Source organism: Pantoea sp. Ft-CA_14, from assembly GCF_024520875.1.
GTDB classification, from domain to species: Bacteria; Pseudomonadota; Gammaproteobacteria; order Enterobacterales; family Enterobacteriaceae; genus Pantoea; species Pantoea agglomerans.
Map to the genome: position 1 here is coordinate 88,422 of NZ_JALNPM010000006.1, position 25,004 is coordinate 113,425.

23 protein-coding genes and 1 pseudogene are annotated in these 25,004 nt (G+C 56.2%); 7 read left to right on the forward strand and 17 right to left on the reverse strand.

The genetic code is table 11. The annotated features are described in order from the left end of the window. Positions 1-83: 83 nt before the first annotated feature. Positions 84-1,241 carry a M20 aminoacylase family protein gene (locus tag NR195_RS11310; RefSeq protein WP_010254287.1) on the forward strand — a complete coding sequence of 386 codons (1,158 nt, stop codon included), beginning with the start codon at positions 84-86 and terminating at the stop codon, positions 1,239-1,241. Position 1,242: 1 nt separating this feature from the next. On the opposite strand, the gene ybiB is transcribed toward NR195_RS11310, so the two are convergent. The 4 genes from ybiB to NR195_RS11330 all read right to left on the reverse strand — a co-directional run bounded on the left by ybiB (position 1,243) and on the right by NR195_RS11330 (position 5,676). Beyond that, positions 1,243-2,211, reverse strand: a complete 969-nt coding sequence (ybiB, locus tag NR195_RS11315; RefSeq protein WP_256844529.1) for a DNA-binding protein YbiB — start codon at positions 2,209-2,211, stop codon at positions 1,243-1,245. Between the two features lie 26 nt (positions 2,212-2,237). After that, on the reverse strand, positions 2,238-4,406 hold the full coding sequence (dinG, locus tag NR195_RS11320) for an ATP-dependent DNA helicase DinG (protein WP_033767358.1): 2,169 nt from the start codon (positions 4,404-4,406) through the stop codon (positions 2,238-2,240). A 191-nt stretch (positions 4,407-4,597) separates the two neighbouring features. Further along, on the reverse strand, positions 4,598-5,116 hold the full coding sequence (locus tag NR195_RS11325) for a GNAT family N-acetyltransferase (RefSeq protein WP_158149460.1): 519 nt from the start codon (positions 5,114-5,116) through the stop codon (positions 4,598-4,600). Beyond that, the gene (locus NR195_RS11330) at positions 5,113-5,676 is read right to left on the reverse strand and encodes an XRE family transcriptional regulator (RefSeq protein WP_158149461.1); all 564 of its coding nucleotides are present in this window, start codon (positions 5,674-5,676) and stop codon (positions 5,113-5,115) included. The genes NR195_RS11325 and NR195_RS11330 overlap by 4 nt, the downstream gene beginning before the upstream one ends. Before the next feature lie 149 nt (positions 5,677-5,825). Between NR195_RS11330 and NR195_RS11335 the strand changes: the two genes are divergently transcribed. After that, positions 5,826-6,560, forward strand: coding sequence for a MerR family transcriptional regulator (locus NR195_RS11335; protein ID WP_010254274.1), 735 nt, complete (start codon positions 5,826-5,828; stop codon positions 6,558-6,560). Positions 6,561-6,735: 175 nt separating this feature from the next. Here NR195_RS11335 and NR195_RS11340 read toward each other — a convergent pair whose 3' ends face one another. From NR195_RS11340 to NR195_RS11355, 4 genes are read right to left on the reverse strand one after another with little or no spacing between them, the layout of a single operon-like run. Then, the gene (locus NR195_RS11340; protein WP_010669716.1) at positions 6,736-7,467 is read right to left on the reverse strand and encodes an ABC transporter permease; all 732 of its coding nucleotides are present in this window, start codon (positions 7,465-7,467) and stop codon (positions 6,736-6,738) included. Next, positions 7,455-8,402 carry an ABC transporter ATP-binding protein gene (locus NR195_RS11345; RefSeq protein WP_010254263.1) on the reverse strand — a complete coding sequence of 316 codons (948 nt, stop codon included), beginning with the start codon at positions 8,400-8,402 and terminating at the stop codon, positions 7,455-7,457. The genes NR195_RS11340 and NR195_RS11345 overlap by 13 nt, the downstream gene beginning before the upstream one ends. Beyond that, positions 8,395-9,570 carry an ABC transporter permease gene (locus tag NR195_RS11350; RefSeq protein WP_187505321.1) on the reverse strand — a complete coding sequence of 392 codons (1,176 nt, stop codon included), beginning with the start codon at positions 9,568-9,570 and terminating at the stop codon, positions 8,395-8,397. Before NR195_RS11350 ends, NR195_RS11345 begins: the two co-directional genes overlap by 8 nt. A gap of 3 nt (positions 9,571-9,573) precedes the next feature. Further along, on the reverse strand, positions 9,574-10,485 hold the full coding sequence (locus NR195_RS11355) for an ABC transporter substrate-binding protein (protein WP_050679471.1): 912 nt from the start codon (positions 10,483-10,485) through the stop codon (positions 9,574-9,576). Positions 10,486-10,791: 306 nt separating this feature from the next. Here NR195_RS11355 and NR195_RS11360 point away from each other — a divergent pair, with 306 nt between their 5' ends. Together NR195_RS11360 and NR195_RS11365 are read left to right on the forward strand one after the other, a co-directional pair. Continuing rightward, complete coding sequence (locus tag NR195_RS11360) at positions 10,792-12,267, forward strand: MFS transporter (protein WP_010669713.1); 1,476 nt, start codon at positions 10,792-10,794, stop codon at positions 12,265-12,267. Positions 12,268-12,446: 179 nt separating this feature from the next. Beyond that, a pseudogene (locus NR195_RS11365) lies at positions 12,447-12,560 on the forward strand (transcriptional regulator); the annotation flags it as partial. A gap of 141 nt (positions 12,561-12,701) precedes the next feature. On the opposite strand, the gene idi reads toward NR195_RS11365, so the two are convergent. The 6 genes from idi to NR195_RS11395 form a co-directional block, all read right to left on the reverse strand. Continuing rightward, positions 12,702-13,244 carry an isopentenyl-diphosphate Delta-isomerase gene (gene idi, locus NR195_RS11370; protein ID WP_050679469.1) on the reverse strand — a complete coding sequence of 181 codons (543 nt, stop codon included), beginning with the start codon at positions 13,242-13,244 and terminating at the stop codon, positions 12,702-12,704. A 146-nt stretch (positions 13,245-13,390) separates the two neighbouring features. Beyond that, on the reverse strand, positions 13,391-15,286 hold the full coding sequence (locus NR195_RS11375; protein WP_022625996.1) for a methyl-accepting chemotaxis protein: 1,896 nt from the start codon (positions 15,284-15,286) through the stop codon (positions 13,391-13,393). Positions 15,287-15,477: 191 nt separating this feature from the next. Beyond that, complete coding sequence (locus tag NR195_RS11380; RefSeq protein ID WP_033779531.1) at positions 15,478-16,587, reverse strand: suppressor of fused domain protein; 1,110 nt, start codon at positions 16,585-16,587, stop codon at positions 15,478-15,480. 330 nt (positions 16,588-16,917) lie between these two features. Continuing rightward, complete coding sequence (locus NR195_RS11385) at positions 16,918-17,145, reverse strand: hypothetical protein (protein WP_033766755.1); 228 nt, start codon at positions 17,143-17,145, stop codon at positions 16,918-16,920. A 2-nt stretch (positions 17,146-17,147) separates the two neighbouring features. Further along, positions 17,148-17,633, reverse strand: coding sequence for a DUF2778 domain-containing protein (locus tag NR195_RS11390; protein ID WP_072000444.1), 486 nt, complete (start codon positions 17,631-17,633; stop codon positions 17,148-17,150). A gap of 181 nt (positions 17,634-17,814) precedes the next feature. Further along, on the reverse strand, positions 17,815-18,045 hold the full coding sequence (locus NR195_RS11395; protein WP_033766753.1) for an EexN family lipoprotein: 231 nt from the start codon (positions 18,043-18,045) through the stop codon (positions 17,815-17,817). Between the two features lie 222 nt (positions 18,046-18,267). On the opposite strand from NR195_RS11395, the gene NR195_RS11400 reads away from it, so the two are divergent. The 3 genes from NR195_RS11400 (at position 18,268) to NR195_RS11410 (ending at position 20,362) form a co-directional block, all read left to right on the forward strand. Then, a complete protein-coding gene (locus NR195_RS11400) occupies positions 18,268-18,609 on the forward strand; it encodes a hypothetical protein (RefSeq protein ID WP_158131899.1) in 342 nt (113 codons plus the stop codon). 203 nt (positions 18,610-18,812) lie between these two features. Beyond that, the gene (locus NR195_RS11405) at positions 18,813-19,739 is read left to right on the forward strand and encodes a hypothetical protein (RefSeq protein ID WP_256844530.1); all 927 of its coding nucleotides are present in this window, start codon (positions 18,813-18,815) and stop codon (positions 19,737-19,739) included. A gap of 218 nt (positions 19,740-19,957) precedes the next feature. Then, a complete protein-coding gene (locus NR195_RS11410; protein WP_010254222.1) occupies positions 19,958-20,362 on the forward strand; it encodes a tautomerase family protein in 405 nt (134 codons plus the stop codon). 167 nt (positions 20,363-20,529) lie between these two features. On the opposite strand, the gene NR195_RS11415 is transcribed toward NR195_RS11410, so the two are convergent. From NR195_RS11415 to bglX, 3 genes are all read right to left on the reverse strand, one after another. Further along, positions 20,530-21,264 (reverse strand): SDR family oxidoreductase, encoded by a 735-nt coding sequence (locus NR195_RS11415; RefSeq protein ID WP_033757286.1) that lies wholly within the window; start codon positions 21,262-21,264, stop codon positions 20,530-20,532. A 320-nt stretch (positions 21,265-21,584) separates the two neighbouring features. Beyond that, positions 21,585-22,457 carry an oxygenase MpaB family protein gene (locus NR195_RS11420; protein ID WP_256844531.1) on the reverse strand — a complete coding sequence of 291 codons (873 nt, stop codon included), beginning with the start codon at positions 22,455-22,457 and terminating at the stop codon, positions 21,585-21,587. Positions 22,458-22,553: 96 nt separating this feature from the next. Continuing rightward, positions 22,554-24,851 (reverse strand): beta-glucosidase BglX, encoded by a 2,298-nt coding sequence (bglX, locus tag NR195_RS11425; protein ID WP_256844532.1) that lies wholly within the window; start codon positions 24,849-24,851, stop codon positions 22,554-22,556. Positions 24,852-25,004: the final 153 nt, after the last annotated feature.

A 25,004-nucleotide genomic window follows, 5' to 3' on the forward strand; every position in this document is an offset into this window, starting at 1 on the left:
GATTTCGTCCTGCCGGCGATAGACGCAGCGCCACCCGACCTCTAAAGTGAAATCTTCTCATTCTGTATGGAGCGCGACTCTGCATGACCCTTTCCCCTGCCCTGCTTGAAGATGCCCTGCGCTGGCGCCGTGAGTTTCATCGCCACCCCGAATTAGGTTACCAGGAACAGCAAACCAGCCAGTTTATCGCTGATGAGTTAGAGCGGGCGGGATTGCAGGTGTTTCGCGGTCTGGCGGGCACCGGCGTGATCGGCACGCTGGAAAACGGTCCCGGCCCGGTTATCGGGCTGCGTGCGGATATGGATGCGCTGCCGATTACGGAAAAAGGCGACACTGAATGGCGCTCCGCCACCCCTGGCGTGATGCACGCCTGCGGGCACGACGGTCACAGCGCCATTCTGCTGGCCGCCGCCCGACAGCTGGCCGCCACACGCCAGTTCAGCGGCACGGTACATTTCATTTTTCAGCCTGCCGAAGAGAACCTGGGCGGTGCGCGCAAAATGGTGGAAGAGGGACTGTTCCAGCGCTTCCCGATGGATGCGATCTATGCGATGCACAACTGGCCGGGACTGCCGCTGGGGTCACTGGCGGTTAACCCTGGCGCCATGATGGCGTCGCTGGATTCGTTTGAGATTACCCTGCACGGCAAAAGCTGCCACGCTGCGATGCCGGAAAGCGGTGCCGACCCAATGGTGGTGGCGGCCGAGCTGATTCTGGCGCTGCAGACGATTCCGTCACGTCGCCTCTCGCCGCTGGCCTCGGCGGTGGTCAGCGTGACGCAGATCCACGGTGGCGAAGCGATCAACGTGATCCCGGAACAGATTGTGCTGCGCGGCACGGTGCGCTGCCTGCAGACCAGCGTGCGCGAAAAAGTACGCGGGCTGATTGATGAGTTTGTCGCTACCCTGCCACGTCCGTTTGGCGTCAGCGGTGAGATTGAGTGGTTACCGGGCTATCCGGTGACCGCCAACCATGCGGCCCCGGCTGAGCAGGTGCGCGAGGTGGCGCTGGCGACGCTGGGGGCCGAACAGGTTCAGTGGCAGGTTAATCCGTCGATGGCGTCTGAAGATTTTGCCTGCATGATGGAGGCCTGTCCGGGTGCTTACTTCTGGCTGGGCGCGGATGGCGATACGCCTTCCGCCCCGCTGCACAACGCCCGCTATGACTTCAACGACGCGCTGCTGCCAATTGGCATTACTTTCTGGCAGAACCTGGTTGAACAGGCGCTGCCAGCAGCCTGAGTCAGTAACCGGCGGCGAGGATCTGCTGCTCTGCCGCCGCCAGCGAGTCGCACTGGCCGCTGGCGCGCAGGCAGCAGGCGAGTTGAAGTCGCAGTGATGCGGGCACCGGCCGCTGCTGATTCAGCACCTGCTCAATCCAGCGCGCGGTTACCTCTGCCGTCTTATCGGCCGGCAGTTCAACGGCCACTTCGGGCTGACGCTCAACCCACACTTCCGCTTCCGCGCCTGCGCCCTGAATCATGCTGATCGCCGGGCAGCGCTGTGGATTGGCATAGACCTCCCCTTCGGTGCCATTGAGCAGTATCGCAGGCGCATCGATGTCACTGAAGAACTTCGCCACACGCGGCACATACTCCGGATGCGACACGCTCGACAGACGCAGCGCCGCACGTTCGGCAAACGGGGTCGCCAGTTTTGCCAGCGTATGCGCGCTGTTACGCACGCCCATTCGCCAGCGCAGCGACAGCTGTTTCGCCATTGGCGGGCAGAGATGATCGATGGTGATAAAGGCGAGTTCGCCCTGATCGAGTTTTGCCTGCGCCGCCTCTGCGGTGGTGACGGGGGTAATACCCAGCGCGGCAAACACCGCTTCACTGGTGATGCGCGTCGCGTCGTCGCTGACGCCATGCACCAGCACCGGAAAGCCGAGTTTCACCAGCAGCAGCGCCAGCAACGGCGTAAGATTGCCCTGTCGGCGTGCACCGTTGTAGCTGGGGATCACAACCGGCATCGGGTGGTTTTCCGGCGCCTGCAGTTGCATCATCTGCGCCTGCATCGCCTGATAAAAGCCGCGCATTTCCGCTTCGCCTTCGCCTTTGATACGCAGCGCAATCAGAATGCCGCCCAGCTCCAGGTCCGGCACCTCGCCCGCCAGCATCGCGCCATAGAGCGCCACGGCAGTATCAAAGTCGATATCGCGGGCATGATTTTTACCGCGACCAATCTCTTTAATGATTTTATTCAGTTCCATCACTCGCTTCCGGTTAAGTGCGCGGCTCAGCGCCGCGTGGGACGTCGTTTACGCACCGTATTTTTTGGCACCACGGTGGCCGGTATCGCTGCCGGCTCTGGCGTTTCCGGCTGCTCAATCGGGAAGATCGGCAGCGCCGCTAACAGCCGGCTGCCGTAGGATTTGCTCAGCAGACGGCGGTCGTAAATGACGATTTCGCCATAACATTGATGGCTGCGAATCAGGCGTCCGACCTGTTGAATCAGGGTAAAAGAGGCGCTGGGTAAGCTCTGCACCTCAAACGGATAGCGTTTCAGGCTTTTCAGCCACTCGCCTTCGGTCAAAATTACCGGACTGTCTACCGGGGGAAAAGCGATTTTGTGAATATGCACCTGACTCAGCAGATCGCCTTTAAGATCCAGCCCTTCGGCAAACGACTGCAGGCCAATCAGGATGCTGGTTTCCCCTTTGGCGACGCGCTGACGATGCAGATCGACCAGGCGGCTGCGAGGCTGATCGCCCTGAACCAGCATTGAGAGGCGCAGGTCGGGCAGACAGGCGACAAACTGCTGCATCGCCCGGTTGCTGGCAAACAGCACCAGCACACCTTTATGCTTTTTCTCCGCCATCTGCTGCCGGAAGAAACCGGCCATCTCCGCGATATGCTCCGCTTCGTGCGTCATCAGCGGCTCATAGCGCATCTGCGGGATCACCAGCTTGCCCTGCTCCACGTGGTTAAACGGGGAGTCCAGCGCCACAAAGCGGTCGCCCGCCTTCTCGCTGAGTCCCGACATCTCCTGCAGGCGGTTGAAACTGTTAAGCGATCGCAGCGTGGCGGAGGTCACAACCACGTGCGGAATTTTACGCCACAGCATCTTCTCCAGCTGGTCGCTGACGCGGATACCGGCGCAGTGAAACAGCAGGTGCGCCTGACCTTCGCGCAGCTCGCGGGTGATCCACTTCGACACCGGCGCGCCAGAGGCTTTTTCCATCGCCGCCAGCCGCCACAGTTTGCTGACCGATTCAAACCAGCCAAACTGGCGATTGAGCTGCAGCAGATTGCGATGCAGTCGCACCACATCCACCTTGCCGGTCTGCTCGCTCAGCGCATTAATCAAACCTTCACTCAGGCCGCGCAGCGCATCGCTGAGCTTAAAGAGCCGGGCGCAGAGATCCAGCAACTCCTGGGGCAACGCCCCCAGCACAAAGCGGAATTCGCCCGGCTGGTTATGCGGTGGCAGCAGCGGATTCAGCGCCTGAGCGGTAATCGTCAGCAGTTCACGCAGCTCATCGCAGTGCGCTTTCAGCCGCTCCGGGTTAGCCAGCGGCGGCGGCGATTTTGGCCGCATCTGCGTCATAATGCTCTCTACCAGCTTGATAAAGAGGTCGAGCTGCAGGCTGCTCCAGCCCGGCGTGATGTCGGCGCTCATCTCCAGCGCATCGCGGGCCACTTCCGGCAGGTGATGCCCTTCATCCAGCACCAGCATCAGGTTTTTTGCCGGTGGCAGCACCGACTCATTCTCCATTGCTGCCATGACCAGCGCATGGTTCGCCACCACTACATCGACCTGCTCGATTTCACGCCGCGCCACAAAGAACGGGCATTCACGATACCAGCGACAGTGTGCGCCAAGGCAGCTCGCTTTGTCGGTGGAAAGCCGCTGCCACAGGCTGTCGCTGACGTTCTCGTCGCTGTGATCGCGCAGGCCGTCCCACTGATAGCGATCCAGCGATTTCTGCAACCGGCCACACTGCGTCTGCTCCTCTTTAGTGCTGCTGACGGCGTCATCGTCCAGATAAAGCAGCAGATCGCCCTGCTCATCGTCATCGGCCGCCATCGCCGCCAGATTACGCGGACAGACATAGCGCCCGCGGCCAAAGGCGGCAGTAAAGGTGAGATCGGGAATGATTTTTTTCAGCAGCGGCAGATCTTTGGTGAAGATTTGATCCTGCAGCGCCACGTTGGCGGTGCTGATCACCAGCCGCTTCTCCTGGGCGCGGCTGGCCGCGATGCCCGGGATCAGATAAGAGAGGGTTTTGCCCACGCCGGTTGGCGCTTCAACCGCCAGATGGCGCGAATCGTCGCCCGCCAGGCACTTCGCCACTTCGGCGATCATCTGGCGCTGCGGCGCACGTGGGATGAAGTCAGGCACCTGCTCCTGAAGCGCTTTATACCATTGCGCTATCTGGCTTTTTACTGCGGCTGTCAGGGCCATGATTTGCGTTACCACACCGAAAATATGGCCTGTATTTTTACACAGTATCCTGTTGGCGTCAGCTTTCGCGCCGAATTTTTCGTGCGACGTCGTAAATTTCAGCAGTTGCCCGTTTCAGGGTCGTGCGGGCAGCCCGTCAACCCAGGCCGGTCCGGCACGAAGAAAGGCCAGCCGCATGAGCTAGCGGCTGGCTACGCCAGCACTTTGTACATATAGGTGGTGGCATCCAGCACGCCCGCGGTGGATTCGGCATAAAACGGGATCGACCCCGCCACCTGCCAGCCCAGCGAGCGATAGAGATCGCTGGCGACATCGCCGCTGCGCGTATCCAGCACCAGCAGCGTTTTGCCCTGCGCACGGGCCTGCTGCTCAGCGCGCTGCATCAGCTCACGCGCGATGCCCTGACGGCGCGCCTGCGGATGCACCAGCAGTTTGCTGATCTCCGCCCGGTGTCGGCCATTAGGCATCGCGCTGCCACTGAGAATGACAGTGCCCACGATGCGACCGTGCTGCCGCGCAACGAATAGTTCGCTGTCGCCGTCTGCCAGAGCGGCGATCCGCTGCTGCCAGAATCGCGTTATCACCTCTTCGTCTTCAGCATCAATAAAGCCGACGCTGGCGCCGTCTGCCACACAGGCCTGCAGCACCGCAGTGAGTTCACCCAGTTGCGGTTGCGCTTCGTCGGCGCGAAGTATTGTGTAATCGATCATGGTTTCGCCACCACCAGTAAATAGCGCGCGCCGTCAGTCAGGTGCGCCTCAAAAGCCGATTTCCCGACCAGATGAAAACGTAAGCAATCACCGGGCTTCAGCGCCCACTGCTGCGCCCCCATCGTGACGGTGAGGCCGCCCTCGCGTAGCCAGATATGCTGCTCCAGACCCTGAATGGGTGGCGCATCGTAATCTATACGTGCACCAGGCCGTAATCTGCCCTCAACGAGTTCGCATCGGAAATGAAGCGCAGGGGGTGAGACATTCCGGCGAATAAATCCGCTGGATTCATCCTGCCACACGGGCTGCTGGTCATCTCTGATCAGCAGACTGGACTCAACCTCCACTTCACTGAGCAGGCGCGACATCGTTAATCCGTAGGCAACACACAGACGGTTAAGCAGCGCAGCAGTAGGGCTGGTCTCGCTTCGCTCAATGCGCGATAATGACGCACGACTGATGCCCGTTGCGACAGCAAGTTCATCCAGCGACCAGCCGCGTTGCAGGCGTAATTCTGCCAGCCTCACCGCCAGTCGTTGCTCCGTATTCAGCTCTGACATGGTGATTTCTCATATTTGGGAATAATTCTCTTATATGAGATATAACGGAGAAACGGCGTATCAGTCAAGTTGTACATCGAGAAATGTATTGTACAACTTAGTCGGCTTCGTTATGGTAATTGCACTCAGACCAATCGAAAGAGGAATTTATGACCTTATACAGTATCGGTGACGTCGCCGAGCGCTGTGGCATAAACCCAGTCACCCTGCGCGCCTGGCAGCGTCGTTATGGCTTACTGAAGCCGCAACGTACCGAAGGCGGACATCGTCAGTTTGACGAAGAAGATGTTCATCGCATCGAAGAGATCATGCGCTGGATTGAAAGCGGCGTGCCGGTCGGTAAAGTTAAGGCACTGCTGGAAGGTGGCGATGTAGATGCCCATGATGGATGGACCACACTCCAGGATGAGCTGATCAGCGTCCTGCGTCACGTCAGACCCGCTAAACTTCGTAATAAAATTGCCGCGATTGGTCGCGAACATCCGATTGATGCGCTGATCGACCATGTTTTTATGCCGGTGCGCCAGAAGCTGAGTCTGGACCAGAACACCGCCCGCACCATGTGCAGTCTGCTGGATGGTTTGCTGATCGATTATGTCGCGTTCTGCCTGACCGGCAGCCGCAAAAAATCGGGTAAAGATGCGCTGATTATTGGCTGGGGTATCGACGATCGTACCCGCATCTGGCTGGAAGGCTGGCGTCTGTCGCAGCATGGCTGGCGGATTGATGTGCTGGCAGAACCGCTGGATTTACCGCGTCCTGAACTCTTTCCCGGCATGAATATGTTTGTCTTTACCGGTAAAAAACTGACCCGCCGCCAGCAGGAACAGCTGTCACACTGGCAGGAACAGGGCTATGCCGTGCGGTTGCACGACCCCGCCTGATAACAAAAACGCACGCCGGGCACTTTGCCTGCTGCCTTGCGCGCGCTATTATCCCCGCCTCACTGTTAACGAGCTCAGGTTTTACCCATGAACTGTAAAAAAGCTTTCTTCGCCACGCTGTTTTTTATTATGGCGGCAGGTGGCACCGGCGGTCTGATGCTGGTGGGATACTCTCTCATCGTTCACTCACGCTAAGCCAGCGCTGCAGGCGTTCAAACAGGCGATCGCTGACTATCGCCAGCAGCGCCACCAGTAATGCCCCCTGAATCACATAGGCTGTATTAAAGCCGCTTAAGCCGATAATCACCGGCGATCCCAGACTTTTCGCGCCGACCGTCGAGGCGATGGCAGCGGTGCCGATGTTGATGATCACCGAGGTGCGTATCCCGGCGATGATGACCGGCGCAGCCAGCGCCAGCTCAATCTGCCACAGCCGTTGCCAGCTACTCATGCCGACCCCGATGGCGATCTCCCGACTGCTGGCCGGTACGCTATCAATACCCGCCAGCGTCCCCTGTAAAATCGGCAGCAATCCGTAGAGCAGCAGCGCCACAACTGCGGGCCAGGCCCCAAACCCCATTACCGGCACCGCAATCGCAAGCACCGCCACCGGCGGAATCGTCTGCCCTGCCGCCACAATGGTTTCCATCAGCGGCCGGAAGGCCCGCCCCGCCCGCCGCGTCACCAGCACACCACTGCCGATGCCAATCACAATCGCCAGCAGGCTGGCGGTGATCACCAGAAACAGATGCGCCAGCGTCAGCTGCCAGAAACTCTCCTGCTGATAGAGTGGCCGCGCCAGTTCGGGAAACCAGCGGTGAAACAGCGGCCCGCTGTAAGGCATCAGGGTCAGCAGCGCGCCGTAGAACAGCACCAGCCACAGCAGCGGATCCCTTAGCCTGCGCATGTTAAATCCTCGCGCAGTTGCAGCAGATCGCCAAAGTGGAGCACGCCCAGTGGCCGCTGCTGATCGTCGATGACCGGCAGTTTATCGGTACGCCGGGCGATAAACTGCGACAGGGCATCGCGCAGCGTCAGTGCCGCAGCGATCGGTTCGCCCGGCAGCCACTCGCCGCGCCGCACGGCATTACCGACCTGCTCCAGCGACAACAGCCGTACCCCCATTTCGCTGCGGCCAAAGAAGTCGCGCACAAAATCATTTTTCGGCTGGGTCAGCAGCTCGACTGGCCTGCCCTGCTGAACAATCTCGCCGTTATCCATCAGCACAATACGGTCTGCCAGCGTCAGCGCTTCGTCGATGTCGTGCGTCACCAGCACGATGGTGCGGCCCGACAGTTGATGAATGCGCAACATCTCCTGTTGCAGCACCCCGCGCGTCACCGGGTCGAGTGCACCAAACGGCTCATCCATTAGTAACACTTCCGGATCCGCCGCCAGCGCCCGCGCCACGCCGATGCGCTGCTGCTGCCCACCCGAGAGCTGATGCGGATAGCGGTCCAGCAGCTGCGCATCGAGATTCAGCAGCGCCAGCAGCGCCGTGATACGTTCATTGACCTGTGCCCGGGGCCAGCCCAGCAGCACTGGCACCGTGGCGATATTCTTCCGCACCGTCCAGTGCGGAAACAGACCAATCGACTGGATCGCGTAGCCCATGCGCCGCCGCAGCGTGCGGGCATCGAGCTGGCGAATCGACTCTCCGGCAAAGCGGATTTCACCACTGTCAAACTCCACCAGCCGGTTGATCATCTTCAGGGTGGTCGATTTGCCCGAACCGGAGGTGCCAAGCAGCACGCAAAATTCCCCTTTCGCCACCTGTAACGACAGATCTTTCACCGCCGCTTTACCGTTAAACGCGCGGGAAACGCCGTCAAACTCAATCATCTTTTCTCTCCAGCAGTGAGATCAGCAGGCGGAACAGCGCATCGATGACCACCGCCAGCGCAATCACTGGGATCACCCCCAGCAACACCAAATCAAGCGCACTGCTTAGCAGTCCCTGGAAAATAATCGCGCCAAAGCCGCCCGCGCCAATCAGCGCCGCAACCACCGCCATGCCCAGCGTCTGCACCACCACTACCCGCAGGCCCGCCAGCCAGACCGGCAGCGCCAGCGGCACATCCACCGCAATAAACTGCTGCCAGCCACTCATGCCGACGCCACGTGCACTCTCACGCACCTCGTGCGGCACCTGTTGCAGCCCCACCACCACGCTGCGCACCAGCGGCAGCAGGGCGTAAAGCACCAGCGCGATCAGCGCCGGAGCCATCCCAATGCCGCTGATGCCCCAGTCGCCGAGCCACGGAAACTGCTGAGCCAGTCCGGCCAGCGGCGCAATCAGCAGACCAAACAGCGCCACCGAGGGCACAGTCTGAATCACATTCAGCACGCCGAACACACCGCCCTGCCACCCAGGCCGCCGAAACAGCGTGACGCCCAGCGGCAGCGCAATCATCAGCGCAGGCACCACCGTACCCGCCAGCAGGGTGAGATGACGGCTCAGCGCGGCATCAAACACCGCGTGGCGGTTGGCATACTCTTTCAGCAGGGAGAGATCGCTGAGCTGGCCACTGAACAGCAGCAGCAGCGGCAACAGCCAGACCTGCAGATTGAGCAGCAGCTGTGCCAGCCGATGGCGGGTCAGTTGCCGCACCTGATCGGTGATCAGCAGCAGGATCAGCGCGCCGCTGCACCACAATCCGCTGGCAAAGCTGGTGCGCGCCAGACGGCTGCCCTGCTGGCTGAGTAAAGTGGCCTGATGACCGCTGAGCCAGATGATCGCCGCCAGCATCAGTTCTGCCGCCAGCAGCGCCAGCATTAGCGTGATGCGGGTCGGCTGCCGCCACAGCAGCAGCCACAGCGTCAACAGCGGCAGCAGCAACAGCCCGAAGCGGCTAATCTGCCAGCCCATCAGCGGTTCACCCGCCACCAGACGGTTTGGGGCGAAGTTCAGAAACGGCAATGCCACCAGCGCCAGACTCAGCAGCGTCAGCAGCAGCAGTGCCACCGGCTGCTCAACCGGACGGCGTATCGCTTCCCGCGATATCTGCATCGGTTACAGCAGCTTTTTCTGCTGCAGCCATTCGGTCGCTACGCTGCTGGCATCCTGACCGTCGACCGCGATTCTGGCGTTGAGCTGTTGCAGTGTCTTCTCATCAAGCGCGCTGAACACCGGCTTCAGCCACTCTGCAATCTCTGGATAGGCTTTAAGTACCGATTCACGGATCACCGGCGTCGGCGCATAAATCGGCTGAACCCCTTTAGGATCGCTGAGCGTCTGCAGACCTAATGCCGCTACCGGACCGTCGGTGCCGTACGCCATCGCCGCGTTTACGCCGGAAGTCTGCTGTGCCGCTGCGCTGATGGTAACAGCGGTATCGCCGCCAGCCAGCGACAGCAGCTGGTCCTGCTTGAGGTCAAAGCCATAGGCTTTTTCAAAGGCGGGTAAGGCATCGCTGCGTTCAATAAATTCTGCTGAGGCCGCCAGTTTGAAGGTGCCGCCTTTTTTCAGCCAGGCGCTGAGGTCCGCCAGAGAGTTGAGCTGATTTTTTTCAGCCAGATCTTTTCGCACAGCGATGGTCCAGGTGTTATTAGCCGGAGCGGGTGTCAGCCAGACCAGATGGTTTTTCTCCGCATCCAGCTTCTTCACTTTCTCGTAGCCTTCGGCGGCATTTTTCCAGGCGCTGTCTTTCTCATCATTGAAGAAAAATGCACCGTTGCCGGTATATTCCGGATAAATATCAAGTTCGCCCGCCGTGATGGCACCGCGCACCACCTGCGTGGTGCCGAGCTGAATTTTATTGACGGTTTTTACCCCATGCTTTTCCAGCACCTGAAGGATCACATTGCCCAGCAGTGATCCTTCGGTATCAATTTTTGAGCCGACCCGCACCGGGTCCGCCGCCTGTGCTATCCCCATGCTGAGCAGCAAAGCGCTGACGCCCATCCAACCCCGAATTCTGACCATGGCTTTTTCCTTATCGCAGTGTGTTGTTTTTACGTTTTGTTCGTGCGTGATGATTCACAAGGCGTTGTGCGCCTGCGCGTTCAGGCTGCCCTCCTGCCACTCTGCGGGAGGCTGGCAAGGCGTGCAGCGGAAATTATCTGCCTTAAAAGCGTAGCCTGGCGCAGCGGCGATGCAGCTGACTTTATCGCAAATTGATAACGATTTGAGATTATAAATTCATCTCATATAACCTAAATGAATTTACGTCTGGGCGTCTAAACGGCTATTCTCGGAAATCTGTTTTTATAATAAAAGACGCACAACATCATGTCCGACCTGACCTCTTCCGCCCATGTGGCAACAGCAGGGAGTTCGCCCGGTGGCGAAACACAGTGGATCCGCAGCGCAGCTGACGTCTCCCGATTAGTGAACAGTGGCGACAGCGCCCGTAATAATGCCCGCATTGTGGTGGCGATTGCGCTGGGGGGCGTCTTCCTTGACGCCTACGACCTGGGTGCGCTGGCCTTTGGCATCAAAGACATCACGCGCGAATTCAATCTCACCCCGACCGGCACCGGCATGGTCGCCTCGGCAATCACCTTCGGGGCCATTATCGGCGCACTAATCGGCGGCTATCTCACGGATAAAATTGGCCGTTATCGGGTGTTTATGGCCGATATGTTCTTTTTCGTGGTGGCGGCTATCGCCTGTGCGTTTGCCCCCAATGAGTACGTGCTGGCCGGCGCGCGTTTTGTGATGGGTCTGGGAGTCGGAATCGATCTGCCGGTGGCGATGGCGTTTCTGGCGGAGTTTTCCAGACTACGTGGCAAGGGAAATAAAGCGGCCAGCGTGGCGATGTGGTGCCCAACCTGGTATGCGGCAATCAGCATCTCTTATCTGCTGGTGCTCTTGCTCTATGCCGTGTTACCCGAAAGCCACACCGACTGGCTCTGGCGTCTAATCCTTGGTTTTGGTGCCGTTCCGGCGATTATCATCATCGCCATCCGTAGCCGTTACATGAGTGAATCCCCGGTTTGGGCGGCGAATCAGGGCGACCTGAAAGGTGCCGCGGCGATTTTACGCAGTGCGTGGAGTATTAATGCCCAGGTGGCACCCGACGCCGCGCTGACGCCTGCCATGCCGGTGCGCAAGGCGAGCTGGCGTAACTATGGTGCGTTGTTACAGGGCGTTTATCGCCGCCGTACATTGCTGGCGACCATCACTTCCATTGCCTCATCTTTTGCTTATAACGCGGTGGCGTTTGGCTTGCCGGTGATCATCTCCAGCTTCTTTGCCCAGTCAATGCTTACCACCATTCTGGTGTCGCTGGCGCTGAATCTGCTGTTCGCCTTTGTCGGCGGGATACTGGCGGTGCGGCTGGTGCCGCGCCTCGGGGCGTGGAAGATGTCGGTGGCGGGTTATGCCTGTCAGTGCGTGGCGCTACTCGGGCTGGCGCTGATTGGTCGTCCGGAAGGCGGTCAGGAAGCCGCGCTGGCGATCGGCATGCTGGCGCTGTTCCTGTTTGGACAGGGATTCGGGCCTGGCTCCCATACCATGACTTTTGCTTCGCTGAGCTACCCGACGTCGCTGCGCGGCGTGGGTGTCGGCTTTAACCAGACGCTGATGCGCGGCAGCTCTACCGTTTCGCTGTTTCTGTTTCCGGTGCTGGTCGCGGCGCTGGGCACCGGCGTATTCTGGGTGATCTTCCTGGCACCACTGGCGGGCCTGCTGGCGCTGCTGGCGATCCGCTGGGAACCGTCGGGTTATGATGTGGATGCGGAAGATTTCGAGCTGCAGCGATAATCAATGGTCAGGGCGTGGATAGCGCGCAGGCTCAGGGAGCAGTGTAAGGTGCCTTTTTAACCTGATTGCAAAGCATCTGAATCACAAATCAGATAGCTAATGATTTATAACAAAGGCACTCGGGATGATTTATAAGAGAATGAAAAACATCTGTTAAAGGCGTTGAACGAGGGCTGGTAATGGACAAAAAACTGTTTGAGCGTTTGAAAGAAAGCATGACTCAGATGAATGAAATTGCAGAAGGCTCCCGCGAGCCATTCCGTGAGAATACTGTCACTGCGGTTAAAGTCAAAGCGAAGCAGAAAAGCTTACAGAAGATGAATCAACCACAGGACCCGTAATAAGACCAAATTCTGGCATCGCTGATAACCCGTTGATTCATTTAGTCCGGACTTCTCCCACCCACAACTAAACCGCACCTTAGTGCGGTTTTTTTATGCGGTGACTTCCGGGAAAGGAAACTGCTCCAGATAGTCCGGGATGCGCGGGAAAGTGTGCAAAAACCACGGTGTGAACTGCTGTGGCTGCTGCTGCATCTGCTGCTCAATCAGCGCCATGGGGCGATAATCCCAGGCATCCGCTTCCTGCGGATTCAGCTGCGGCAGGCTGTCGCAGACGGCAAAGAAGACGTGACCATACTCATGTTCAGTCAGGCCATTGCTCAGTTTCAGGTTGTAGCTCAGCTCAAACACCGGCGTCAGCGTCACCACCATCCCCATCTCTTCACGCAGGCGGCGCTCGGCGGCGTCGCGGGTTGATTCATGGGGATAAGGATGACCACAGCAGGTATTACTCCACAAGCCACCACAATGATATTTATCGCTGGCACGCCGTTGTAGCAACAGCTCCTGCCGGGAATTGAAGACGTAGACCGTCACCGCGCGGTGCAGTAATCCTTTTTCATGCACTTCCAGCTTTTCCATCTTGCCGGTGGGACGATCGAGGTGGTCAACGAGGATAACTTCAATAGCAGACATGGCGTTTCCTTGAGATTATTCCCAACTATTCTGGCACAGAATTATCGGTTTGGGCGGATCATCGAGGATTTTTTACCCGGGTCAGGCGGAGATAAGCGGATGAAGCAGAGAGAAAATCAGGCCAGCAAGGCTGGCCTGGAGAGGGATTACAGTCGGAAGCTCTGAACCACCCGCTCAAGCTGGGTGCTCTGCGATTCCATCGCCTGCGCGGCAGCAGAAACCTGCTCCACCAGCACGGCGTTCTGCTGCGTGGTGCCATCCAGCTGGGTAATCGCAACGTTAACCTGTTCGATGCCCAGGCTCTGTTCGCGGCTGGCTGACATGATTTCACTCATCAGCGTTGTCACACTGCTCACGCCCTTCATCAGCTCATCCATGGTCTGACCCGCCTGCTCGACCAGCGCGCTGCCGGTATCGATGTTCGCCACCGACTCTTCGATTAACTTTTTAATCTCACGCGCCGAGTTGGCTGAACGCTGTGCCAGGTTGCGCACTTCTGATGCCACCACCGCAAAACCGCGACCCTGTTCACCGGCCCGTGCGGCTTCTACTGCGGCGTTCAGCGCCAGGATATTGGTCTGGAATGCGATGCTGTCGATCACGCTGATGATATCGACCACTTTACGGGATGAGTGATGAATCTCGCCCATGGTGGTCACCACCTGACGGACCACTTCGGTGCCACGTGCGGCCACCTGCGAGGCATCACCCGCCAGCTGGTTAGCGTGGGTGGCGTTGTCGGCGTTCTGACGCACGGTGCCGGTCAGCTGCTCCATCGACGCGGCCGTTTCTACAATCGAGCTGGCCTGATCTTCGGTACGGGAAGAGAGATTAGCGTTGCCGCTGGCAATTTCCCGCGACGCGGCGGTGATCGCCAGCGCGCTGTCGCCCACCTGCTGGAGCAGCCCCTGCAGATAGCTGATGAACTGGTTAAAGCTCTGCGCGACGGCGTTGAACTCCGGGCTGTTGCTGGCTGGCAGACGCTGAGTCAGATCCGCACCACCGGTCGACAGCGCTTCGATGTTGCTGTTCAGCACGTTGAGGCGTTTCATCATGGCGCGGACAAAGCCCAGCGACACCAGCAGCAGGATCACCGCCAGGGGGATCTGCACCAGACCCAGACGGGTCAGCATGTTGTGCGACTGCGCTTTCAGCAGGCTGGTTGGCAGGCTGCTGGCGAGATACCACGGGCTGCCAGGAATGGCCTGCACGAACAGCGTCTGCTCGCCTTCACTGCTGTCATAGGTGGTTTCCAGCGGCTGATTGCCAACACCGTTAAGCAGCGTTTTCAGCGGTGCTGCCATCGGCATCTGCACGTCAGCCAGGTTCTCCAGCTTCGGTGCGGCATTCACCAGTGCCCCATTGCCCACGACTTTACCATCGGCTTCGACGATCAGGACGTTGCCCTGAATGGTTTCACCCATCTGCTTCGCCAGCTGGTTAAAGAACCCCAGCGTCACGTCGATGGTGGCGACACCCCAGGCCGTGCCGTTCTTGTAGATGGCCATAGCGCAGTTGGTGCGCGGCTGCGGGCTGGCGGCATCCTGATAGGCTTTTGCCCAGGCACACTGGCCTTTCGGAGCGGCCATGCCATCTTTGTACCAGGGTTGCTCCCAGTATTTGTCAGCCGCGTCGGAGTTCCAGTAGGTGTTCACCTGCAGTTCATTGCTGGCATTACGGGCAAAGAAGCTGCTGTCCTTCTCTTTCGCCGGGTCACGACGATTTGGCAGTGGCCAGATCCCGCCACCAAACACATTGCTGTCCTGATACTGGTTAACCAGCGTCGGTAACAGGGTGTCGATGGTGGCGCTGTCCATGACAGATGCGGCTTCGGTAATGGCGCGCTGCTGGGCCTGAACGCGGTTCATCTGTTCAACGATACCGGAAGCCAGTGAATCCACCTGATAGCGAACCAGACGGCTTTCGCTATCGACCAGCTGTGGCGCGACAAACTGATTAATAACCCAGACTGTAACGAGTAAAAGCGCAACAAAGAACGCGATCATTGTTGCGGTGAAGCGGGATTGTGTTGTTTTAAACATCTTCGTTCCCCTGAACCTGGTGCGGCGCGATTGCCTGATCGGGTTTAACGGCGCGGCAAGCGGGAACTTGAGATGAGCAGGATCACATATTTGAGAAATGTTTGATTTTTGTAAAAATTTAATTTCAGAGCGGAACTATCACATCCCCGGCGGGCGCCGGGGAATGGGCGAACAGGCGCAGTATTGCTGGCCTACTCTTCTGAACTCACGACCTGCTGGCGCGGACGGAAGATGTGATTATTGCCATCCGCCGTTAACAATTCCCGTAACTTCTGACCGCCATGTTCATCCGCCTGCGCGAACTGCCGTTCCGCTTCCGTAATCGGCGTAGTCCAGAGCAGAGTCGGGCGATCGCCGTCGCGTTTTGGCAGCGAGAACTGCGCCTGATCGGTTGCCAGCTCATTGGCAAGCAGGAAGCTTTCAAAGCCGACCGGTGCCACTTCGGACGCCAGCGTATGGCCCTCGCCCAGCCAGGTCAGCCGCGCCCACGGCAGATGCACGAATTCCGCCAGCGCGCTGGCCATCTGCACCGCGTTGCCTTCGGTCATGACTTCACCGTCAACCGCCATACCCAGTTCGATACGGCGATACTGCGGTGCCAGCTCATCAAACAGATAATCGACCTGCGGCATCGGCCGGATGCTCATGCCGATGGTCAGGAAATACCAGACGCCCTGATGCCAGTGCTGGGAGATCGCCATCGGCGGCCAGCTGCCCTGATCGATAGCGTAATACTTCACAGACTCGCCAAAGCGCGCCTGATAGCAGGCCATCAGATCGTTCTGCACCTTATCCCACTCGCTGCCGTCGTGCCATTCGCGCCAGAACTGACGCTGATGCTCTGCACGGGCGTAGTAGTCATTGGTTGATGCCGACCCCAGCGGTGCCGTCAGCCGGTTCTTTTTGATGCAGCCTGCAGAGAAGCTCACCTGCTTCTCCTGATAGAGGCTCCAGCCGGGGATCACCGCCAGCAGTTGGCCGTAGTACCACAGCGCCGCGCCATCATCGCTCGGCTCCCATAGCACCTGCAGACCGGCTGGATCCAGCGCGGGTTCCGCTTCCAGATTACGGCAATACTCGGCGCTGAGCAGCGGCGCTATGCCCTGCTCCATCGCCTCGCGATCTTCCTGCGCCGGTGCCGGCAGCAGGTTTCGTAGCCAGCAGCCGCGTACCGCATACTGGCTGCGGAACAGGTCGGTTGGCCAGATGTAAAAATAGGCAGTGCGCTCATCCTGTTCGACAATAGCGGTCAGGGTGCGCTGCTGATTGTGGACTTCAGCAATCAGGGATTTGTACGTCATAGTGCCTCGACAAAGCCTGGAGGAATCCATTTTCCCCGAGAATAGAGCAGGATCCTGGCTGCGGCTATCTGAGACAAGGGTAATAGTCTCAAAGTGTGGGAGTTGGAGGGGTGGTGAAGAGTACAGCAGGCGCAATTGGCGGGAGTAGAGGCCCATCTGGCAGCATACTCATACCATCACGGCCTGATAATGCTCTTACAGTAACGGGTGGATGCAGCGAAGGAGCGCGATGCATTGCCCCATAAAGTTAACCGGATACGGTGTTGATTGTAGCGTTGACTATGGTTAGCAGACTGACTTCTCTAATCCATGGTACTCATATCGTCCTGTTTAATGCTTTTTGAAAAAAGCTTTCAGCACCCATAAAAGCGCAACAGACATAATGACAGAAATAAGGATGTTGGCTGAGAGTACAAAGTCGATGGTTGCCTCATCGCCATTAATATTGAAAAATCCTGCGATGGCATAAAAGAATGTTACCGGCACTATGACAGCAATAGCTTTTGAAATAGCAATCGCGCAAAAAACAAACAGAAAAATAGTTAAAATAAAGCGCATCGTTAGTATACCTTTACCGTTCCATAGGCTTTGAGCTGGCTGCCCGGGATGTTAAGCGTTGGGCCAGATTTAAGGAACATGTCGCGCATGTAATTGAACTGAAGAGGATGTTGAAGTGTGATGCAGCCTTCACTCAGCCCTAATGGCCCAATAGGGTGCAGACGGAAATTGCCCCGCCTGATGCCTTGTACAAACGTGTAGTCATCGATTTTTCCATCGTCACGAAATAGTCCAAACCATGTTGAACGATCCGTACCGTATATGTCTTTCAACAAGCGTTCTCTAAACGGCCCCAATCTTCCACCTGAAGGTCGTTCTACAATAAAGTAACGGCCACGAACTATTGGGCCTATATCAGGTACGTTTGTTTTTTCTGGATTATTGCGGCCTTCTTTTTGACCAGAAAAAGCAGGAAATGTACCAATACCAGGGCAGCTCAGGCTGGTCATTTCACGCCGATTGAGAAGTAAATAGCAGCTATATGACATGAGAACTACATTCCTTATGTGCGAATATAGTAGATCCACTTGATTCTAAAAATTAACTATTGCTTTTTGGGAGAACAATGTCAATTGTGCCCGGCATCTGCCTTTGAGTGGCTGACTGGAGGGACGTTACCTGTGCCCGCAGAAGGGCATAAAAAACCGCCAGGCGGCGGCTCGCCTGAATTTACCAACTTTTATTAGGACTCTTTGTAAAAGAGCCGCCGTGGACAGTGGCATCAATCGCATTGCGGCAGTCTTCGGTATCGCGTGGATCAAAGGCTTTCGTGCATTCCTCATATTTAGCTTTGCGCTCCGCGTCATGCGCTTTATACCAATCAATACCCTTCGCGCCAGCATCCCAACCGGTAAGCAGCGTGGTAGCCAGCAAAACCAGTGAAAGCAGTCCTGCTTTCATCAGATTTCCCTTTAAAGAATTAATTGCGACCGCAGTTATAGAGCAGTAGTGCGCCCGAACGAATGAAGCAGGGACTGTCAAAAACAATGTCCGCTATGAGCGAGAAGCGGACGTCATCATATACCGGAGTTTGCATGTAACTCGCGTAAAACAATCCCCAGTGTTAATTTGTAAGTGAACCTGTTAAGCAAAACCAATGTTTGAATGGTTAGTGGAGAGATCATGGGCGTACAGTTATATATAACACGGGCTGATTTTTGGGCTGAAAATGAAGAAGCAAAAATAACTCCTGAGGAGTGGCTTTCTCTCATTGATAGTGACAACGAATTAACGATAGACCTTAAAAATGGCGATTATCATGCTTTGTGGTCGGGTGCTTCATCGCATGATGAGGCATGGCTTGACTGGAACGATGGCAATATTTACACCAAATGGCCAGACACGCAGCTATATAGAAAAATGTTAGACATTGCCGGGTTCCTCGGCGCTCGGGTAATGGACGACGATGGTAATATTTACAGCGATCCATCTGCCTGGGAATATGACCCTCCTTCTACTCCTTAACGTCCGCTTCTGGCACAAAGCAGCCGGTTTTGCCTTCTTGACTGAAGGGGTAATTATCTAAGAGCCTTCTCAACTTTTTTAGACTAACGCCCTACAATCGCTTTATCATCTTTAAACTTATCGGGCCGTAAGTTTAGCAACGCTCAGGTGTGGAAAAGCGTAAAACAAGCAAGATACATAAGGAATGAAGATAAGGGACAGGCATGACTGCATATTCAAACTCTGATGCGGCAAGGGACTTACGCCCGGTTTTAGACAAGGCACCCATTGGCGCTGTGAACGGTGAATGGTTCTTTATTACGGAACAGGCTGGTGTTTCCTCCCAATATGGGGGTTACATGTATGCTGATGGGAGTCACGTTACTGCTGGTGACCATGTTTTTCAGAGGGTCTGCAACGTTGTCGATAAACTCGAAGCATCACAGATACAGTCCTTTAATAAGGTTATTGTTCGCTGGACTAAGTCTAAAATACCGTTCATGCGCGGGCGCGTTACGGTTGACACAATTTTCGATGAGACAATAGTGCCGCGCGGTCCTCAGAGTCCGATGTATGAGGCTGCCGCTGTCGCAAGGCGAGCATTCTGGAAAAGGTATGGCGACGTGTCAGATAGCTTTATTGCTGAACGAGATGACGCAAACGTACACAACCAGACGAAGTGGTTCGGGCCCCATCGCCGGGTACTCAGTACCAAAAGCAGCACCAAATTAACGCTGGCTACCGATGGTCTCTCGACGCCCTGGGCCGGCGTTGCAGACCCGGAAAACGGCGTAGAATGCGAACTTTTCATGGAGCTGGATGCTTCAGATAATACCAGCCAGCAGATTGATGACTGGGCTCATTTGTTAATTAGCTTGGGGGATCTCGTTGCCGACGGCTATCAGGTCGCTGCCGATGTTGAAAAATATAGAGCCATACTGTTTTGTTCTCTTACCGACGACTATAAACCATTGACCCGCATCATTCTCAGCCGTGATGCTCGTCAAATTGAGGGTTTGCCTTTCGGTTCAGTTCCGCTGATCCGTGTAACGCCGATAGCAGAGGCAGAGATTGAAAATCATGACCAGTCCGATGGATGGGCATCAAACGCAGCAAGGCATGCACTCGCGGAACGGCGGATAGAAGCGTAGATAATTATCATATGGTTATTCACGCTCCCTTCATGGCAGAGTGAGCCGGTCACTTTTATTAAGGGAGATCAGCAATCTTTATTCTGCTTTGAGCGAGAAGGGGACGAAAGTTGCCTTCACGTTTTCGATTATGCCATCTTAGTCATCTCGTATCGTTCAAAAAATGCGGCAACACTTTTAATAATCAAGCTAAGTAATGACACACTTAAGGAATCATTATGCCTGGAATAACGCTCACATTGTCTGGTTGCAAGGATCAAAAATTAACCAAAGAGTGTGTACTTTTAGCTACTCAAATCACATGCGAGATATTGAAGAAAAACAGCTTCGAAACCATGGTCATAGTAAGACATGTGGACGATGATGACTGGTTTATTGATGGCAAGAGTCTGGCTGAATGGGGGAAAAATTCGTTTAGACTTGAAGTTACTGTCGTGGATGAAACTTGTAGCAAAGATCAGAAAGGAGCGTATCAGAAAGCAATTTACAACGCTATGGAACAAGCTATTGGTAACCTACATCCTCAGTCAAATGTGCATCTTATTGATTGTAAAGCTGCTTCATATGGATACACAGGAATAACGCAAGAATACAGATATCAGCATAAAGATGAGTTTTACTAACCAAAATTTCTTTCCTATAACCGTTAATGTGGCGCATTTTGATTGTGGACTTAAGACGCCAACGTCCGTTGTTGGCACAAAGCGGACTTACATGTTGGCCCATGTCCGCTATGAGCGAGAAGCGGAAGTATGAATGTTTGTTTAACTCTATTGGCTTTTAGCCACTCTTATCCCAGGTCTTCGCGAGTTGGACCTTGAAAGTAGATACTGCTTATATGGCAACTACGTGGCTGAGTCAGCACAAAACGAATTGTTTCCCAGACTGAGCGCCCATTCATCAGACGTTCCCCCATTCTGGATTCACTGTCGACAAGCGTATCTAACCCTGTAAGTTCGAAATCCGGTGGATACAACCCGGTCACACGTATGTTTTCTTCGGACAACTGCTGTGACAGTTTGGTGATAAACCCGCTAAGCCCATGTTTACTGGCGAAAAAAGCAGGATGCGCAATTGAATCCGTAAAATTCGGGATCCCACATGAAGATATAATTGAGACGATATCAGCATTGTCTGAACGTCTTAACCCGGGCAGCAGAGCCTGAGTCAGCAGAATCGAACCTGTCAGACCTGAACTGACGGTATTGATAATTTCTGTGTCAGGCTGATCGTCTAATCTCCCTGATAACCACTGAGCAGCATTCAGGATTAAAATGTCTATAGGCTTGTCTGAAATTAACAGCTGTGAGGAAAACTGAGAAAGGGATTCAGGGCGTGTTAAATCACAGATATACCCTTTTGCAATGCCGCTTTCAGCAGTGATGATGCTGCAGGTTTTTTGAATATCTTCAGCCCGCCGTGCGCAAAAATCCACCTCGACGCCCTCTCGTGCCAGCCACACGCACAGCGCCTGGCCAAATCCCCCGCCGCCACCGGTAATAACAGCTCTTTTACCTCTCAGCATCTTCATTCATCCTTTTCCTGATGACTATATGTGGATGTAGATATACATGAGGAAGTTAAGTGACATCTTTCAGTTAATGCCTTTTTACATGGGAACAGAAATAAGCTGCACCGCAAACTGTTTAGCGTGTGCCAGGGGATCAGCAATGTCCGCTTCTGGCACAAAGCGGACGTTGAAATTAACCCCAATCAGCCTGTTGTAACTAATCCCAACAAACTGTCTGTCTGAACAAAGCGTCTATTCAGTTGCAGGCATCAATCACTCCAGTTGCATCATCCCTTTATGACCACTAACCACTCACATTTCTACCAGTGAACATCTCACCCCAACCTCCCCATCCGCACCATCGCCCGATACCAGGCACCGCGCTGAATCGACCACCTTAACCCCACCGCAATCGCATTAATCTTCCGGTCAATGATCGCCTGCTGAAAGCGGCCGATCTCCGTACCGGACATTGCCTGCGCCCAGGCTGGCATCAGCCCGAACCCTGACTTAAGCATGATTTTCATCACCGGTTTTGCCTGCCAGCTGGGTGCGGGGGCATTCATCAGCAATCGCGTCACTTCGGCAGTGCGATGATCAAAGCGCAGCTCTGAACGCATCTGTTGCAGGTAATCCGCGACGTCGACAACGCTTTTCGGTACCTTCTCCGCCCCCAGCGCTTCGGCAATCTGCGCCGCTTCCTGATAGTACTGATCCTGCCCGGCGCGGGTGAGGTGTGGATTTTTGTAGCGCAGATGGGCGGCCAGAAAACGGCTGGTCTCCGCCACATGCACCCAGGTCAGCAGATGCGGATCGCTGGCGGCATAGGGTTTGCCTTCGCTATCAACGCCGCTGACTTTCAGGTGAATGCGTTTCACCCGGTCGATCAGCGTCTGTGCATCCTGCGAATTACCGTAGGTGGTCACCGCGATAAACTGACTGGTGCGCCGCAGGCGGCCCATCATATCTTCACGGAAATTGGAGTGATCCCAGACGCCCGCCAGCGCCGCCGGATGCAGCATCTGCAACAGCAGCGCGCTGATCCCACCGCACATCATGGAGGTGAAGTCACCGTGAACGCGCCAGATCACGCTGTCCGGGCCAAACAGGCCGGGATCGCCAGGCGGTTGAGAGAGGTCAAATTCATTCATCGACAGGCCGTTAAGGCGGAATACCTGCTGCTGAATGCGGTCACGCAGATTAATCATGATGGCTCTGATAGTGGATATGACGCGGCGCGCCGTAGCAGGACGCTAACGACGCGCCGCATCACCTTCCCCTGACGTCAGGGGAAAGGCTGACGGTTATAAATAGTTGAACTGCCCATCCTCGGTACGAACGGAATCGAGTCCAATCATCACGTTGAATTTGCCGGGCTCTGCAACATGCTGCATCTGCTGGTTCCAGAACTTCAGTGCATCCACGTCGATTTTAAAGGTCACGGTTTGCGACTCGCCCGCTTTCAGCATGATGCGCTTTAAGCCACGCAGCTCCTGCACCGGACGGCTGATGGAAGCGACCGGATCGTTGAGGTACATCTGCACCACCGTCGCGCCGTCGCGTTTACCGCTGTTGGTCACGGTCACGCTGGCTTCAATGCTGCCGTTACGCGGCATGGTCGGTGAGGACATTTTTACCGGCGACACGGTGAAAGTGGTATAGCTCAGGCCGTAACCAAACGGATAGAGCGGACCGTTAGCCGCGTCGTAGTAGTGCGACGTGTACTTGTTCGGCTTAGCAAAGTTGTAAGGACGACCGGTTGGCAGATGGTTGTAATAGATCGGAATCTGACCCACTGAACGCGGGAAGGAAACCGGCAGTTTGCCCGACGGGTTGTAGTCGCCGAACAGCACATCGGCGATGGCGTTGCCGCCTTCGGTGCCGCTGAACCAGGTTTCCAGCATCGCATCGGCCATCCGATCTTCATTCACCACTGACAGCGGGCGTCCGTTCATCAGCACAATCACCAACGGCTTACCGGTGGCTTTCAGTGCTGCTAACAGCTTCTGCTGGCTCGGCGGGATCACCAGGTCGCTGCGGCTGGAGGCTTCGTGCGCCATACCCTGCGCTTCGCCCACGGCGGCAACCACCACATCGGCCTGCTTCGCTTTGGCGACCGCGTCATCAATCAACTGCTGCGGTGAACGCGTATCCACGGAAACCGCCTGCTCATAGAGGTTCAGGAAGTCCTGAATCCCTTTGTTGTCGGTGACGTTAGCGCCCTTCTCATAGAGCAGCGTAGCCTTGCCTTCGGTGGCATTGCGCATGCCCTGCAGCAGCGAAACAGATTGCTTCGCCACGCCAGCGGCGGACCAGCTGCCCATAATGTCGCGCTGGCTGTCTGCCAGCGGACCAATCAGGGCAATGGTGCCCGATTTTTTCAGCGGCAGCGTTTCCAGGCGGTTTTTCAGCAACACGATGCTCTTACGCGCGACGTCGCGCGCTTCAGCCCGATGCAGACGGCTTTCCGCATTGGTGTCCTGCGGATCGCTCTCTTTCGGACCTAAATGGCTGTAGGGATCGTTAAACAGGCCCATGTCATATTTGACGTTGAGCACATGGCGCGCCGCATCGTCAATCTCCGCCATGGTGACGTCGCCGCTCTTCACCAGAGCGGGCAGATACTTGCTGTAATATTCGTCGCTCATGCTCATATCGACACCCGACTTCAGGGCGATGCGCACCGCTTCCTGCGGATCGCTGGCGACGCCATGCTTGATCAGCTCTTTGATTGCGCCATGGTCGCTGATGGTGATGCCTTTGAACTTCCACTTATCGCGCAGCAGATCTTTCAGCAACCAGCTGTCCGCCGTGGCGGGTACGCCATTGATCGAGTTCAGCGCCACCATCACGCCGCCGCTGCCGGCATCCAGTGAAGCTTTATAGGGCGGCAGATAGTCCTGGAACATGCGCTGCGGGCTCATGTCCACGGTGTTGTAATCGCGTCCGCCTTCAACTGCGCCGTAGAGCGCGAAATGCTTCACGCTGGTCATCACGCTGTAGCGATCGGCAGCACTTTTGCCCTGCATCGACTGCACCATGCTGCGACCCATTTCGCTGGTGAGATACGTATCCTCACCGAAACCTTCAGAGCCACGGCCCCAGCGCGGTTCACGGCTGACATCCACCATTGGCGCCCAGGTCATGTTCAGGCCATCGTCGGCCGCTTCATAGGCAGAGACGCGCCCCACCTCTTTCACCGCATCCAGATCCCAGCTCGACGCCAGCGCCAAAGGAATCGGGAAAATGGTGCGCTGACCATGAATAACGTCGTAGGCGAAAAACAGCGGGATCTTCAGGCGGCTGAGCTGCATCGCCTGATCCTGCATCGCGCGGATATCCTGACGGGTTACGGTATTAAAAATCGCGCCAACCTGACTCTTCTGAATCATGTCACGAATCACTTCTTTCGGATTATCAGGTCCGACGCTGATTAAACGCAGCTGGCCGATCTTCTCGTCCAGCGTCATTTTTTTAAGCAGTTGATTAACGAAGGCATCCCGCGCCTGTTCGGTCATCGGGTGGTTACCTGGCACTGTCTCAGCCAATGCCGGTTGCATCGCGAGGGAGACAGCGAGACTAACAGAGTAAATCCATTTCATCAGGTTGGGTTCTCTTAAGTAACTGCGCAATATCGAATTAACAGGCGGCAGTGTGCCACAAGATGAGAATAGCAGGTAGCTGCCGCTGTCACACTGCGTTGAGGTGAGTTGACGTGCTACAGTTAGGACGCACTGATAAGACAAGGGAATTGA